Annotated in this window: 19 protein-coding genes; 1 reads left to right on the top strand and 18 read right to left on the bottom strand. The window is 69.9% G+C overall.

Annotated features, from left to right (window positions below):
- Positions 1 to 9 precede the first annotated feature (9 nt).
- Positions 10 to 834: a sigma factor-like helix-turn-helix DNA-binding protein gene (locus IG88_RS0125430; protein WP_234332272.1), complete on the bottom strand. Its 825-nt coding sequence runs from the start codon at positions 832 to 834 to the stop codon at positions 10 to 12.
- 116 nt (positions 835 to 950) lie between these two features.
- Positions 951 to 1,169, bottom strand: coding sequence for a hypothetical protein (locus IG88_RS39020; protein WP_037836627.1), 219 nt, complete (start codon positions 1,167 to 1,169; stop codon positions 951 to 953).
- Between the two features lie 463 nt (positions 1,170 to 1,632).
- Here IG88_RS39020 and IG88_RS0125420 point away from each other — a divergent pair, with 463 nt between their 5' ends.
- Positions 1,633 to 2,103 carry a hypothetical protein gene (locus IG88_RS0125420; RefSeq protein ID WP_031045616.1) on the top strand — a complete coding sequence of 157 codons (471 nt, stop codon included), beginning with the start codon at positions 1,633 to 1,635 and terminating at the stop codon, positions 2,101 to 2,103.
- Positions 2,104 to 2,610: 507 nt separating this feature from the next.
- On the opposite strand, the gene IG88_RS0125415 is transcribed toward IG88_RS0125420, so the two are convergent.
- The 16 genes from IG88_RS0125415 to IG88_RS0125335 form a co-directional block, all read right to left on the bottom strand.
- On the bottom strand, positions 2,611 to 3,738 hold the full coding sequence (locus IG88_RS0125415) for a ParB/RepB/Spo0J family partition protein (RefSeq protein ID WP_031045615.1): 1,128 nt from the start codon (positions 3,736 to 3,738) through the stop codon (positions 2,611 to 2,613).
- A complete protein-coding gene (locus IG88_RS0125410; RefSeq protein ID WP_031045613.1) occupies positions 3,735 to 4,997 on the bottom strand; it encodes a ParA family protein in 1,263 nt (420 codons plus the stop codon). Before IG88_RS0125410 ends, IG88_RS0125415 begins: the two co-directional genes overlap by 4 nt.
- Positions 4,998 to 5,300: 303 nt before the next feature.
- Positions 5,301 to 5,486 carry a hypothetical protein gene (locus IG88_RS0125400; protein WP_031045612.1) on the bottom strand — a complete coding sequence of 62 codons (186 nt, stop codon included), beginning with the start codon at positions 5,484 to 5,486 and terminating at the stop codon, positions 5,301 to 5,303.
- The gene (locus tag IG88_RS0125395) at positions 5,486 to 5,968 is read right to left on the bottom strand and encodes a hypothetical protein (protein ID WP_051852038.1); all 483 of its coding nucleotides are present in this window, start codon (positions 5,966 to 5,968) and stop codon (positions 5,486 to 5,488) included. The genes IG88_RS0125400 and IG88_RS0125395 overlap by 1 nt, the downstream gene beginning before the upstream one ends.
- Positions 5,968 to 6,171, bottom strand: a complete 204-nt coding sequence (locus IG88_RS0125390; protein WP_031045607.1) for a hypothetical protein — start codon at positions 6,169 to 6,171, stop codon at positions 5,968 to 5,970. The genes IG88_RS0125395 and IG88_RS0125390 overlap by 1 nt, the downstream gene beginning before the upstream one ends.
- Positions 6,172 to 6,191: 20 nt before the next feature.
- Positions 6,192 to 6,491, bottom strand: a complete 300-nt coding sequence (locus IG88_RS0125385) for a hypothetical protein (RefSeq protein WP_031045604.1) — start codon at positions 6,489 to 6,491, stop codon at positions 6,192 to 6,194.
- Entirely contained in the window at positions 6,488 to 6,931 is a 444-nt protein-coding gene (locus IG88_RS0125380; RefSeq protein ID WP_031045603.1) for a hypothetical protein, read from the bottom strand. The genes IG88_RS0125385 and IG88_RS0125380 overlap by 4 nt, the downstream gene beginning before the upstream one ends.
- On the bottom strand, positions 6,928 to 7,605 hold the full coding sequence (locus IG88_RS0125375) for a GGDEF domain-containing protein (protein ID WP_031045600.1): 678 nt from the start codon (positions 7,603 to 7,605) through the stop codon (positions 6,928 to 6,930). Before IG88_RS0125375 ends, IG88_RS0125380 begins: the two co-directional genes overlap by 4 nt.
- Positions 7,606 to 7,695: 90 nt before the next feature.
- The gene (locus tag IG88_RS0125370; protein WP_031045596.1) at positions 7,696 to 7,998 is read right to left on the bottom strand and encodes a hypothetical protein; all 303 of its coding nucleotides are present in this window, start codon (positions 7,996 to 7,998) and stop codon (positions 7,696 to 7,698) included.
- A gap of 104 nt (positions 7,999 to 8,102) precedes the next feature.
- Positions 8,103 to 8,408 (bottom strand): hypothetical protein, encoded by a 306-nt coding sequence (locus tag IG88_RS0125365; protein WP_031045593.1) that lies wholly within the window; start codon positions 8,406 to 8,408, stop codon positions 8,103 to 8,105.
- 13 nt (positions 8,409 to 8,421) lie between these two features.
- The gene (locus IG88_RS0125360; RefSeq protein WP_031045590.1) at positions 8,422 to 8,610 is read right to left on the bottom strand and encodes a hypothetical protein; all 189 of its coding nucleotides are present in this window, start codon (positions 8,608 to 8,610) and stop codon (positions 8,422 to 8,424) included.
- On the bottom strand, positions 8,607 to 9,563 hold the full coding sequence (locus tag IG88_RS0125355) for an ATP-binding protein (RefSeq protein ID WP_031045587.1): 957 nt from the start codon (positions 9,561 to 9,563) through the stop codon (positions 8,607 to 8,609). Before IG88_RS0125355 ends, IG88_RS0125360 begins: the two co-directional genes overlap by 4 nt.
- Entirely contained in the window at positions 9,560 to 9,904 is a 345-nt protein-coding gene (locus IG88_RS43845) for a hypothetical protein (protein WP_031045583.1), read from the bottom strand. The genes IG88_RS0125355 and IG88_RS43845 overlap by 4 nt, the downstream gene beginning before the upstream one ends.
- Positions 9,901 to 10,410, bottom strand: a complete 510-nt coding sequence (locus tag IG88_RS0125345) for a hypothetical protein (RefSeq protein ID WP_031045580.1) — start codon at positions 10,408 to 10,410, stop codon at positions 9,901 to 9,903. Before IG88_RS0125345 ends, IG88_RS43845 begins: the two co-directional genes overlap by 4 nt.
- Positions 10,411 to 10,755: 345 nt before the next feature.
- Positions 10,756 to 11,115, bottom strand: coding sequence for a hypothetical protein (locus IG88_RS0125340; protein WP_031045578.1), 360 nt, complete (start codon positions 11,113 to 11,115; stop codon positions 10,756 to 10,758).
- Positions 11,116 to 11,222: 107 nt separating this feature from the next.
- A complete protein-coding gene (locus IG88_RS0125335) occupies positions 11,223 to 11,642 on the bottom strand; it encodes an RRQRL motif-containing zinc-binding protein (RefSeq protein ID WP_031045576.1) in 420 nt (139 codons plus the stop codon).
- Positions 11,643 to 11,830: the final 188 nt, after the last annotated feature.

Genomic DNA, 11,830 nt, shown 5'->3' with positions numbered 1-11,830 from the left:
GCGGGGTGATCACTCCCGGGCTGTGGGGCGGTGATGGAGCTGCTCGAGGGCTCCTCGGGCGTGGTGGTCGAGGGTGTGGACGTGGGCCGGGGACAGGCCGGTGGCTTCCTGGACCTGGTCGGAGGTGAACTCGCACAGGTAGCGCAAAACGACGACGTCGAACTGGTCAGGCGGAAGGTGGCTGATCGCGTCGAAGAAGTCGGCGACTTCGCTGATCTCGACGAACCGGGCCACCGGGTCCTCGATCCGGCTCTGGGTGATGGTCATGAATGCGGCTGGGCGAAGGTCGGGGCGGTTGTCCGGGTGCCGTCTGACGCGCAGCAGAACCCGTGAGCGCAGGAGCCGCCAGGCGTAGCGGGGAAGGTTCGGGCCGGCGGCCGCCTCTGTCTCGTCCCAGCCGGCCCAGAGGATGTCGAAGGCTTCGCCGACGATCCGTTCGGGGCGCTCGATGTGCAGCAGGGCCCGGGCGTAGGCGGTGTAGTAGTGCTCCATCTGCTGGATGAAGCCGCGTTGTTCCACGGGCCGCTCCTCGGGCCCCAGCGGCCGGACATCGTGGATGCGCTGGTTGATCCAGGTGGTGGTCTTGGCGGCCTCGTAGGCGCCGGAGGTCCACAGGCGGCACAGGGGCCAGGGTGGCAGTCCCAGGGCGTGGAGGAGGCTGTAGGTGAGTTCCCAGCTCGGGTAGTACTCGACTCCTCGCAGGAGGACCGAGATGCGGCCCTTGGAGAAGCCGGTGCGCCGGGCCAGTTCCTCAAGGGTGAGTTGCTGGGCGGATATCTGACGGCGCAGGCGTTCCAGCAGTGCCTGGTGGCTGGGGCCGATCTTTTGTGACATCGGCTCCGCGCGACGGCCTCGGCGGCCGGGCCCTAACGGAGCGGGGCTGAGGGACAGCGGGGCGTCCGGGACGTCGCCGGCGGTTGGCGGATCGTCCTGGGGCGGCGGGGAGGACATCATCGCTGCGGCTCCTCCTGCCTGGTCGGCTCCGGTGCCGGAGCGCGGGCGGGTCCGGCACCAGAATCGTGGGCGGCGACGGTGAGTTGCTGCAGCAGCAGTCCGAGCGAGGGCAGCAGCGCCACGACCGCGGCGAGGTGTCCCAGCACGGTCATCGCCGTGCTCCACGCGAGGACCACGGCCAGCACGGCGGCAGTCCACACCTTTCGACTGGGCATTGCACCTTCCCTGGATGGAGAGTGAGAGGTCTGGAAGACCTCGCGCCCCGACGGTGCTCAAGCGCCGGGGCGGGAGGTGGTGCACAGCATTGCGGCCACCCCGGCAGACACTCAACGTGATCATGGAGTCACGGAACAAATACGTTCGATGAACCCTGCTATGAACATAGAAACGTCAGCCTCAGCATCTATCCGGTCATAACCGGAACGGACCATCCTCTTCTGATCGGCATTTATGCAATTGCACGGCGAGTAGCCAAGGGGCGGCACCATGGTGGGGGACGCTTCGGCGCCCCACCTTCCCGTCTGGAAGGCGCGCGGGTTCCCTCGTGCTCAAGGAACCTCAGGAGGCCCCGTGCCGCTCCCGTCCGGCACCTCGAAGCCGCCGGACGGGAGCCAACGATGCACGCCCGTTTCCACGGCATCTGTCCCACCGACCCAGCAGCTCCGATAGGAGAAGAGCATGACGCACCCGAGTGATCCTTTGCTGGTGGACGCGATGTGGCGGGCAGCCGACCTAACGCGGGCGTACCTGGCCCAAGACCGCTCCCAGATCGCCGCCTGCCTCAGAGACCTGGACACCAGCCTGCTGGAACGGATCGCGGGCTGGCTGGTCCTTGACCACGACCAGCTCTTCGTCAGGCTGGGAGAACCCACCATGTCCGTGTCACGGCTCAAGGACGCGGCGGCCCTTGCACCAGCGGAGACCAGTGTCGCGACAAGCACAGCCATCCACCGGGCCGCCGCAGGAGAGACCGCACTCACTCACGCGCTGGAAGGCCTCGCGCTGCCGGACCAGATCCACGCCCTCACAATCTGCATCGTGGTCATGCTGCTGGAAGCCCACGGACGCACCAACGCCCTCGTAGAGATCAACCACATGACCGCAGACTATGAGCAAAGGGGATACCCCAGGCCCTACCTGATCACCTGACCAGACAGGTAGCCCTGCCCGGCAGCAGCTTGTTCGGGGCCGATGGCGGTCCTGACGCCGAAGGTGAGGCGGCTGCCGGTCTGGACGCGGTCGCCAATGAGGGCACCGAAGCGGGGAGTACGGCGATCCACTTCCGCACCGCCGTCACCCAGCCACGGTCGTCCCCGACCGCCACACGTCCCCCCACCCACGCACCCGCCGCGTTGCCCTTCTGCCACAGGCGCAGGCACGCGGCCATCGGGGCAGCTTGTACAGGACGAGCGGAGCCCGCTTCCACGCAGATGACCAGCCCTGATCCTCGCGTAGTCCAGACCTGGGTGGCCCCTGTCCGTCCTGCACGTAGGCGGGCTGATCGACAAGCAGGTCCAGATGGTCAAGCCCGAGACGCCCGGGATGTGTAGGTGTAGTGGCCGCAGCAGGACCTATCACCACTCCACCGCTGGTTACTGGCCCAGCTGCGGCGCTGCCACACACCTGGCCAGGCCATTGGCCAACCGCTGCCCCGAGTCACTCAGCTGATGCCGGTGCGTGCTGGACGAGTTCATCCAGCAGCTCGGCCAGACGCTGTGGATCACGAGTGGCAGCCTTCCTGCCCAGAAAGCGCAGTAGCGCGAAGAAGTTGTCGTCGCTCTCGACCTTCCTGTCCAGGAGCATGGCGAGGTTTCCCGGCTCGTCGTAGGGAACCTTTCGCACGACGCCGTCGGTGCCGCTATTGCTCGTCCGAGGGGGCGCGGTTCTGTCGGCCCGCGGCTCCGGCACTCCCTGTGCTGGCGCAAGATTGGCCTCCGGGTGGCGGGCCACCGGCCTGTCGTCGGCCGCGGCACCCTCTATTACGTCGTAATGGTTGTCGGCCTTGCCCCCTCCCCCACGACGTTCAGTTTCCCCGGTCTCTGCAGACCTGTCGCGGCGACGTCGCCTGCGCTCGGCTTCCCTATGCGCGCGCTGATCCTTCAGGGCCTGTAGGGCGGCCTCCTGTTCCTCGGGCGGCTTGTTCCCTACTGCCCGCAGCAAATCGATCGGTTCGTCGCTGATCCTGGCCTGGAGCTCAGGAGTGAGGTGGAGCAGGGCCAGGCGCTGGGATACCCATCCCTGGGAGCGGTGGAGGCGTTTGGCCAGGGCGGTCTGGCTGCCGTGAATGGCGAGGAGCCGTTGCAGGGCACGGGCTTCGTCCAGCTCCTCGAGGTCCTGGCGATGGATGTTGGCGACGAGCGCGGATTCGAGGAGTTCCTCGGAGGTGCTGCCTTCGTCGTCGCTGACCATAACCTTGATGGTGGCGAGACCGGCCTCGCGGGCAGCGGCGAGGCGGCTGTTGCCGTCGATCACTACGTGAGTGGTGTCGCGTTCGAGGTCGGCTTCCCGCTCAGGGTTGGCCTTGACGTAGGCGTCCCGGTTCATGACCGTGATCGCTTGCTTCTGGCCGTGGGTCTTGAGGCTGCCGGACAGCTCGGTGAGGTCACCGAGGCTGGAGCGGGGGTTGTCGGGATTGAGGCTGATGTGGTCCGGTGGGAGTTCGGTGGGCGGGGCGACGCCGTCGGTGGGTACGCCGGTAGCGGCGGCCACGGCTTGTCGGCGGGCGCTGACGGATCGTGCTCCCCCGCCGAATCGTCCTGCGCCCAGCTGGTCGGCCTTGCTCATGCGATCTCCCTGGCCAGTGCGCGCATGCCGATGGCTTGCTGGGACTTCGGCGCGTAGGACAGCAGTGGCTGTTTCATGCGGACTGCTTCCTTCTGTTCCTTGAGGTCTCCGATGAGTCCGACGACTCGGGGGTCCTTTATGTCGACCCATCCCTGGAGTGAGGACGTGGCGATGTAGCCGCGGCGAGAGTCATAGAGGTTGACGACGATGCCGAGGTAGTCGACGTCGATCTGGAGGTCTCCTCGGAGATCGTCGATCTGAGTGGTGAGGAGGTCGTAGGCGTCTGCGGAGCTGTCCTCGGCCTGAACGACAATGAGGGCTCCGGACTGGCCAGGTCGTTCTCCGTCTCGGCGGCGGCCGTAGTAGGAGGCGGCGTCCATGCTGAGGCCGAGGCTGGGCGGGCAGTCGACGAGGATGACGTCGTAGTCGACCTCGAGGGGGGCGAGTGCTCGTTCAAGGGCGGCTTCCCTGGCGCGTACTGCGGATAGACGTACGTCGAGGAGGAAGGCGTCGTTGCAGGCCGGTAGGAGGTGGAGTCGGCCGTTGAAGTGCTCGTCGTCGATGGAGACAACGAGGTCGCGGAGGTCGCCCTTGGAGTCGCCGGCCATGTGGTTGGTGAGGCTGTCACCGTTCATGGGTAGCGGGCTGGCGCCGAGCTGGTTGGTCAGGTGGCACTGGGGGTCGAAGTCCACGAGCAGGACACGGAGCCCAAGACCGGGCAGGTTCTCGATCTCAAGTGGATCGCTGGATTGCTGGTCCTCGGGCGGCGCTTCGCTGGCGCTGAGTGCCTTGGCGAGTGCTTTAGCGATCCGCACAGGGTGCAGGACGTTGGGGTCTTCGGCGAGAGCTTCGCCGAGGCCGGCTGTGATCGCTGTCTTCCCCACGCCGCCCTTCTGATTGCAGACGACGATCCGTCGGGTGGTCTCGGGGCGCTCGATGCCGGGTTCCGGGTTGGTGTCGAGCCACAGTTGGACGGACTGGGCGACTCCCTGGATCAGGGAGACTCGGCGGTCCCCGGCGACCTCGCGGAACTCCTCCCACTGGCCTAGTGGGAGGAAAGTGGCGAAGGGGTCGGCTCCTGCGGTGTTGACTGCCGCTGGAGCCGAGGCCAGATTGCACCAGTCTCTGATGCCTTGTTCGACCGCTGTCTGGATCTCGATGCCGCGCTGTGCTGCTCTGACTTTGAGGTTGTGCCGGAGCCATCCCGGCAGTTTGGAGACGACCTTCTCGCGGTCGTGCGAGGTGGCTGATGAGCTCATGATGGTCACCTTACTAACGTCGTTGATCGTTTACGGCATCGACACGTTAGAAGCCACCAGCCAGCAGCGGAGGTTCGCCGTTGGCTACTACCTATTACGTCGTAATGGCTCATGCCTGCGAGGCACGGAGAGGACTCACTCCATTACGCCGTAATAGAGGAGTCTGCAGCCGCACTCCACGACCGCTGGCGTCTCACTCCTCCAGTGACTCCAGTCTCTGGCGGCAATTCGGTGGTGAGGGGCGGGAACACACGGAGCGCCGCGCCCGGCCGGGAAGGGCGGGTGCGGCGCTCCGGGGTGGTGCTACTGGGTGGTGGTGTCGGTGACCACGAGGAACTGGTCGCTGGGCAGGTCCATCACGACCTGGGCGTTGGTGCCCTGGGCGTGTTGGGCGGCTGCGTACTCTTCGGCCGGCCAGGAGCCGCGGGGAGCTCCGGCGGGGAACCGCTCCAGGATGGTCCGGGTGGCGTGCGCGGTGGTGGTGGCCATCAGGCGTCGCCGCCGTTCACGCGCTCGTGGATGTCGATGAGGGTGGCGATGGCGTCGGGGTTGTCCGCCAGGCCGACCCACTGCCCGTGCGCGGTGAAGACGGGGACCTGGTCGCGGTCGGCGTCGAAGATGACGACGTAGTCGCCGTACCTGTCGAGCACCGTCTCCCGTAGGACGGGGACCAGTGCGGTGTCCAGGACCTCCAGGGCGTCGACGGTGAGCCGGGCGTGCTCGCCGGGCGTCGGCGGCTGGACCAGGGTGCCGGTCGCGCGGAGCAGGTCGCCGGGCTGTATGCCGTTCAGCAGCTCGTGGGTGATTCGGGGGTCGCCGCTGGTGCAGGTGATGACCGTGTCGGGGGCGTCGTCGTCGAGTGCGTCGATGTCGGCGGGCCGGACGACCAGGTCGAAGGTGACGGTGTCGCGCGGTCCGGGGACGGGGATCGCGTCGACCCAGCCGTCGACGGCGCAGTGCTTGGTGTCCATCAGTTGGCCTCCGCCAGGGTCTTGGTGGGGCGAGGGGAGCGGGGTCGGGTGGTGCGCTGGGCGATGTCCAGCAGCTCGCGGTTGCGCCGCTGCTGTTCGGGGGTGAGCGGGCGGGCCTTCGTGCCATGGCGGTGCCAGAGCGGGGAGGCGGGCGGCTCGGGGTAGGCGAGGGCGTGGTCGACGTCGCGTTCGGTGCTGCTCATGGAGGTCCTCCAGGTGGAGGTCAGGCGTGGTCGCCTTGGCCCTTGGACTTGGACTTGGGCTTCGGCGCGAGGTCGGAGGCGAACCGCCCGAGGCGGGCCTCAACGGGGTTGGCGGTGATCCAGTCCTCAGCGCATGCCTTGTGCACGGGCTCGCCGGAGTGGGAGCGCATGGGCGTGGGCTGGCCGCACAGCGTGCAGGGGAGGTCCTGCCAGTGGTCGAAGTGCTGGCCGTCGCGCCAGACGAGAAGCTCGCCGGGAGCCGGGATCAGGCCCGGCTCGAACGGCGGCTTCTCCTTCTTCGTGCGTCCCTGGCGGGTCACGGCCGGAAGTCGGGCAGCTGCTGGAACACCTGCGCCACCAGGTCCGGCTTCGGCTTCCAGGCCGGGAGCGCGCCCGTGGCGGGCACGGGCAGGGCGAGCTCCTGGACGTCGTCGAGGACCAGGTGGTGCGCGCCGCGCTCCGCCCAGGGGCTGGCGCACTTCTCGGGCCCCTGATCGGGGTGGCAGCCGGTGAGGCGGGCGACGCCGATGACCGCACCCAGGTGCAGTTCGCGGCCGCGGATCGCGGTGGCGACCAGCGGGTCGCGCAGCACAGCGGGCTCCGGCTTCGTCTTCCCGGCGTGGATGAGGACCCAGCCCTCCCACGGCCAGTGCACCGGCCTGTTCTCCGGGTTCTTGCCTGCGAGGATGCACGTGGCCCACGGCTGGCGGATGGTGATGCCGCGGATCCAGTCGCCTTCGGGGAGAGTGATCACGCTCATGCGGCTCGCCCCCAGACCGCGGTGCCGGGGCGCCCGGCGCGGCGGCCGTTGATGGACGGCACCGTGGTGTGCGCGGGCGAGGCGACGGTGGCGCGGCCCGAGTGCTTGCCGTCGTACAGGGCCGCGTCGGCGGCCCGCTGCAGGACGGTCAGGTCGCGGGAGCCGACCGTGCGCGGGGTCGCGGCGCCGACCGAGGCGGCGACGTCGACGGTGCGGCCGTCCTCGAGGACGACCGGGGTGCGCAGCATCCGGACCAGCTGCGCGAGGCGCTGCTCCAGGCGCGCGGTGGGCACCTGGACGACTACGGCGAACTCATCGCCTCCGAGGCGGCCGACGGACGCGCGGGGGCCCGCCCACGCGGTGAGCCGCGCGGCGGTCGCCGTGAGGACGGCGTCCCCGGCCGGGTGCCCGAAGTCGTCGTTCACGGCCTTGAAGTGGTCCTGGTCGACGATGACCACGGCCACCTCGTCGCCGTGGCGGGCCAGGAGCCGGCGGGCGCGGGCGGTGTAGGAGTCGCGGCGCAGCAGGCCGGTCAGCGGGTCGCGGCGGGTGGCGGCGAGCTGCCGGTGCAGCGTGACCGCGTGGACTGCCCAGCCGGTCAACGGCACGGCGGCGGTCGTCAGTAGGAGGGTGCGCTGGCCGATCCGGCCCTGAACGCGCAGGAGGGACGACATACTTGGGTTCTCCGTCTCGTCTCGTGCGGGATGGATGGGCCCGGGGCAGCCGACGAAGCCGGCAAGCAGAGCGGCTGTCCCGGGGCGGAGCTACAGCGCGAAGTCGCTGCGGGTGGTCCAGCTGACGGGGTTGTGCCAGAGGCCGGCCTTCGCGGCGGGCCACTCCATCTGCCAGCCGGGCCGAAGCCCGCGCGCTCCCCAGCTGTCCGGCTGTTTGCCGGGGATCTCGCGTCCGGCCGTGTGCGCGGCGAGCGCGGCGTCGTACACCTCGTGCGCGCGGCGCAGGGCAGCGGCGGGGGAGTCGGCGACGCCGGTGAAGACGTGCACGCCGCGCCGGGCCGGGTCGGTGGTGTCGTGTATCGGGACGTCGACCTCGTAGATCCGCAGGCGCATGACGTCCATCTCCTTCCTGACTGTCCGGGGTTGAGGGGCCACTGCGACCGCCCCGGCCTCGAGGTGCGGGGCCGGGGCGGCACAGAGTGCGCTCAACTCGCGGGTCAGCCGGCCGTCGCGATGGCGTCGCGCAGGTGGGTACGCGCCCAGGCCAGAAGCGAGGGCTGGTCACCGCCGGGGCTGGTCAGGGCGTCGGTGAGGTAGGTGACCGCGGAGTCCAGGTCCTCGCTGGCGTCCTGCCAGTTGCCGAGACTGGACGCTCCGAGGACGTCGCGGACTTCTTCGACCAGGTCGATGAAGGCGTTCGGGGTGTTGCCGCGCGGCGACTGGTCGCCGATGAGGGCGGCGAGCTCGGCAGCGAAGCAGTCGCGGAGCGCGGCGAAGGTGTCGGCCTTGGTCTGGGTGCTCACGGGTGCCTCCTGGTCAGTAGTCGAGCTGAATCGTGATGGGCCGCCGGGGATCACCGGCTTGGGTGTGGACGGTGCGGCGGTGCGCGGCGAGGCCGGCGGCCCCGCTCTGGATCGGCAGGTGGCAGTCCCGGCAGCCGTGCCACCACTCATCCCCGGCCGGGGTGAGCGGGTGCGGGTGCGGGCCGTCGGCGGCGCGGCTCACGCGACAGCGTCCGCGTACTGCGCCTCGAGGTCCGCGCGGCCCTCAGGATCGTCGTCCTGGTCGTCGACGCCGTCGCCGTGGACGGTGCAGACGATGTCCGGGTCGCTGTCCATGGCGCCGGTCAGCGCCTTGTACAGGTCGGTGACCGAGTAGACCGGCGCCCACGCCTGGCCGGTGCAGTCCGTGTCGAAGGGGCAGGGCAGCAGGACGTCGAAGCCGAAGTCGCCCTCTCCGTCGACGTCGTCGCGGAACGCCAGGGTGAGGTACTGCTGCCCGAGGCGGATCTCTGCGACGCGGTCCCGGCCGGTCACCAGGTCCGAGCCCGGCCGCCACCGCCACAGCGGCAGGATCTCCGAGCCGAAGAAGCGGCGGACCAGCAGCAGATCGCCCAAGCCGTCGCTGCCGTCGCGCCCGAGGTCGGCCTCCCGGGCCTGGGAGAGCCGCTGCAGGAACGGCTCCAGGCGGTACAGGGCGTCGGCGAACACGATCGTGTTGAAGCCTTCGGCGGCCAGCCGCTGATGCGAGTGGACCATGGCCTGGTGCTGGGAGCGGACGACGTCCTCGGGCACGCGCCGGTTGTCCGGCCGCGGGCCCTGCCGCTCCAGGCAGACCGGCAGCGGCGTGGCGACGACGACCGCGACGGTCGGCATGCCGTGCCGCTTGGCAGCCATCACCAGCTCCACCCGCACGGACTGTTCGACGTTGGTCGCGTCGATCACCGTGTTGAGCTTCCGGGCCATCCGGCGCTCCAGGATCAGCTTGAGGACGTCGGCGGCATCGGCCGTGGCGTCCTGCCGACCCGGGTCGTCACTGACCATGCCCCGCAGACCATCGAGCGAGAGGACCTGTGAGGCCGGCCAGGTGCGGGCCAGCGTCGACTTGCCCGCGCCGGAGGCACCGATCAGCACGATCAGCCCGTTCTCGGGCAGGTCCGGGTACACCACCGAAGTCATGCGGCATCTCCTTGCGGGTCGAGGGAGCGGGCAGCCCAGTTCAGGCGCTGCCCGGCGTTGTCGGTGATCAGAGCGGCGGCCTCGTGCAGGGGGAAGGAGGCGTCGCCGTCGCGGTCGGGCTCGATCTGTTCCGCCCGGCGCGCGGCGGCGGTGACCAGCTGCGCGAGCATCGGGAAGAGGCCGCCGGGGACGTCGACGTCCTCCTGGAGCTCGCGCAGGATCGCGGCGAGCTCGCGGGCGTCGACGTCGTCGGCGTTCAGGTCGTCCTCGATCTGCTGGAGGGCGAGCTGGGCGATGCCCACGGAGGCGCGCACCCGGTCCAGGCGCGTGCGGCTGGTCATCGGGTGGTCGCCTTGGAGGTGGCGACCACGGCCGCGACCGTTTCCCAGCCGTGGTGCCAGGCGGAGTCGAGGTGGAAGGCGCCGTTCATGCCGAAGTCGGCGAGCTTGTAGAAGCCACCCTTGCCGGTCTTGGTCGCGATCTTCTCCAGCAGGCCCTTGCCCGGGACACGTCGGTCCGCGGCGTAGTGGGTGCCGAAGGAGATGGCGAGCGCGGCCGCGGCGGCTGCCGGGTGGACCCGGATGCCGAGCGCGCGGGCGCCGGCCCCGGCGATGATGGCCTGCGTGGCCGTGTAGGTCAGGCAGTGCTGGAGGCACGCCTTACGGCCGTCGGCCGTGCCGTGGGTGGTCTTCTCCTCCGTGGCCGGGTCGACGTAGGTGACCGGGTGGTCGTCGGAGGCGCCCTTCACACGGGCACAGAAATCCGACTGCACCCAAAAATCTCCGATCGCGCTCCCGGCGCGGGTCAGTCCGAGAAGGGCGGCGAAGACGGCGGGACGATGCTGCATGCTGGATCTCTCCTGAGCTCGAAGGGGTGAAGGAGCGGGCGGCCGGCCTTTGCCGGTGCTGCGGCCGCCCGGTTGTGCGGGCCCCGTCCCGGCCTGGACGGTCGGACGGGGCTGGCTCACGCGGCCAGCCGGTGAACGGCCGGGGCCGGGAGGGTCATGAGGCTGCTGGGGTCGACGGGCGTACCGTCGAAGCACTCCAGGCAGCAGCCGAGTTTCTTCGACGAGGGGCACGGTGACCTCCGGGGAGGGCCGGTCGTCCGGTCTCGGCTGACCAGACGGACACCGCACGGCCCCGCCGTCACCCGCCCGGGGGCGGTGCGGCGGGGCCGTACGGAGAGCGTCCGGTCAGCGCTGGGGACGGCGCAGGATCGTGAACTCGGTGCCGGGGCCGTCGGTACGGTTAGCGATCACAGGCCCTCGCGGGGTCCCCCGGGACCAGCGGGTGTAGTCGATCGCGCTGGACACGTAACTCGTGTTCATCAGGCTTCCGGCGTCGTCGATGCGATCTCGCAGCTCTTCCAGGTGCCAGTCCGCCCACGCGAGCCGGTCAAGAAGCCATCGCGCGTCGTCCGGCGTGAGCCGATCCGGGCGGGCTTGAAGCTCGGCAATCCGGGCTCGCTGTTCGGAGACGTAGTGGTCACCCTCTGGCGTCATCGCGACCGTGTCGGCGGTGTCGCGGATGCTCTCGGGCTTGGGTTCGGTCATGCGGATTCTCCTTGGGGGTGAAGAGCGCGGGCAGCCCAGATCACGCGCAGCCCGGCGTTGAGGCGGCGGCGCGGACAGCGGTACTCATGGGCGGTGGTCCTCTCGGATCAGGCGGCAAGCAGGTGCTTGGCCGGGGGAGCGATGTAGGAGGCGGGGTCGGCGGGCGTGCCGTCGAAGCACTCCAGGCAGGACCCCAAGGTCTTCAGCGGGAGGCAGTGGAAGTAGCGCCGGCGGCAGGTGCCGCACGTCTGGCGTGCGGCCATGGCCTTGTCGAGCGCGGCTTCCTTCGCGAGGGTCATCGGGCGCTTCGGCTTCGCCAGGTCGATCCGGTACAGCCATGCGAAGCGCGTGCCGCCGCGGCACTCGATCCGGGCGACGGGCTCTTGGCCGCCGGGGCGCAGTCCCATCTCCCGCAGTTGGCGGCGGGTGGCGAGGGTGGCGCGCCCGGCCTGTTTCCACCGGAAGACCGGTAAGGAGCCGTCGCCGGGGTCGTACGGGTCGACGTCGACCAGGTCCTGGTCGGCCATCACCTGCTCCAGGTACCGGACAACCGGCGCTGAGGCAGCGGGTAGCGAGGTCCGGGACGCTGCGGGCGGGGCCGGCCGATCCGGCGGCGCGGGCGGGGGGTGAGCACGAGCGATTCCTCCTGGTGTCGGTGGACAGCAAGCGCCGCGCCCCGCCGACGTCGTGCTGGTGTCGGCGGGGCGCGGTGCGA

The sequence above is a fragment of the Streptomyces sp. NRRL F-5650 genome (assembly GCF_000721365.1).
GTDB classification, from domain to species: domain Bacteria; phylum Actinomycetota; class Actinomycetes; order Streptomycetales; family Streptomycetaceae; genus Streptomyces; species Streptomyces ardesiacus.
Note: the sequence above shows the minus strand (reverse complement) of the source record. Positions and strands in the feature narration are given on the sequence as shown.

Coding starts and splice junctions, on each gene's coding strand:
- IG88_RS0125370 (WP_031045596.1), bottom strand. CDS start 7,998: ATGCGCCTGCGGATCTACGAGGTCGACGTCCCGATACACGACACCACC.
- IG88_RS0125335 (WP_031045576.1), bottom strand. CDS start 11,642: ATGGCCGACCAGGACCTGGTCGACGTCGACCCGTACGACCCCGGCGAC.
- IG88_RS0125400 (WP_031045612.1), bottom strand. CDS start 5,486: ATGGCCACCACCACCGCGCACGCCACCCGGACCATCCTGGAGCGGTTC.
- IG88_RS0125415 (WP_031045615.1), bottom strand. CDS start 3,738: ATGAGCAAGGCCGACCAGCTGGGCGCAGGACGATTCGGCGGGGGAGCA.
- IG88_RS39020 (WP_037836627.1), bottom strand. CDS start 1,169: ATGCCCAGTCGAAAGGTGTGGACTGCCGCCGTGCTGGCCGTGGTCCTC.
- IG88_RS0125345 (WP_031045580.1), bottom strand. CDS start 10,410: ATGCAGCATCGTCCCGCCGTCTTCGCCGCCCTTCTCGGACTGACCCGC.
- IG88_RS43845 (WP_031045583.1), bottom strand. CDS start 9,904: ATGACCAGCCGCACGCGCCTGGACCGGGTGCGCGCCTCCGTGGGCATC.
- IG88_RS0125395 (WP_051852038.1), bottom strand. CDS start 5,968: ATGGACACCAAGCACTGCGCCGTCGACGGCTGGGTCGACGCGATCCCC.
- IG88_RS0125430 (WP_234332272.1), bottom strand. CDS start 834: ATGTCACAAAAGATCGGCCCCAGCCACCAGGCACTGCTGGAACGCCTG.
- IG88_RS0125380 (WP_031045603.1), bottom strand. CDS start 6,931: ATGAGCGTGATCACTCTCCCCGAAGGCGACTGGATCCGCGGCATCACC.
- IG88_RS0125355 (WP_031045587.1), bottom strand. CDS start 9,563: ATGACTTCGGTGGTGTACCCGGACCTGCCCGAGAACGGGCTGATCGTG.
- IG88_RS0125420 (WP_031045616.1), top strand. CDS start 1,633: ATGACGCACCCGAGTGATCCTTTGCTGGTGGACGCGATGTGGCGGGCA.
- IG88_RS0125340 (WP_031045578.1), bottom strand. CDS start 11,115: ATGACCGAACCCAAGCCCGAGAGCATCCGCGACACCGCCGACACGGTC.
- IG88_RS0125390 (WP_031045607.1), bottom strand. CDS start 6,171: ATGAGCAGCACCGAACGCGACGTCGACCACGCCCTCGCCTACCCCGAG.
- IG88_RS0125375 (WP_031045600.1), bottom strand. CDS start 7,605: ATGTCGTCCCTCCTGCGCGTTCAGGGCCGGATCGGCCAGCGCACCCTC.
- IG88_RS0125410 (WP_031045613.1), bottom strand. CDS start 4,997: ATGAGCTCATCAGCCACCTCGCACGACCGCGAGAAGGTCGTCTCCAAA.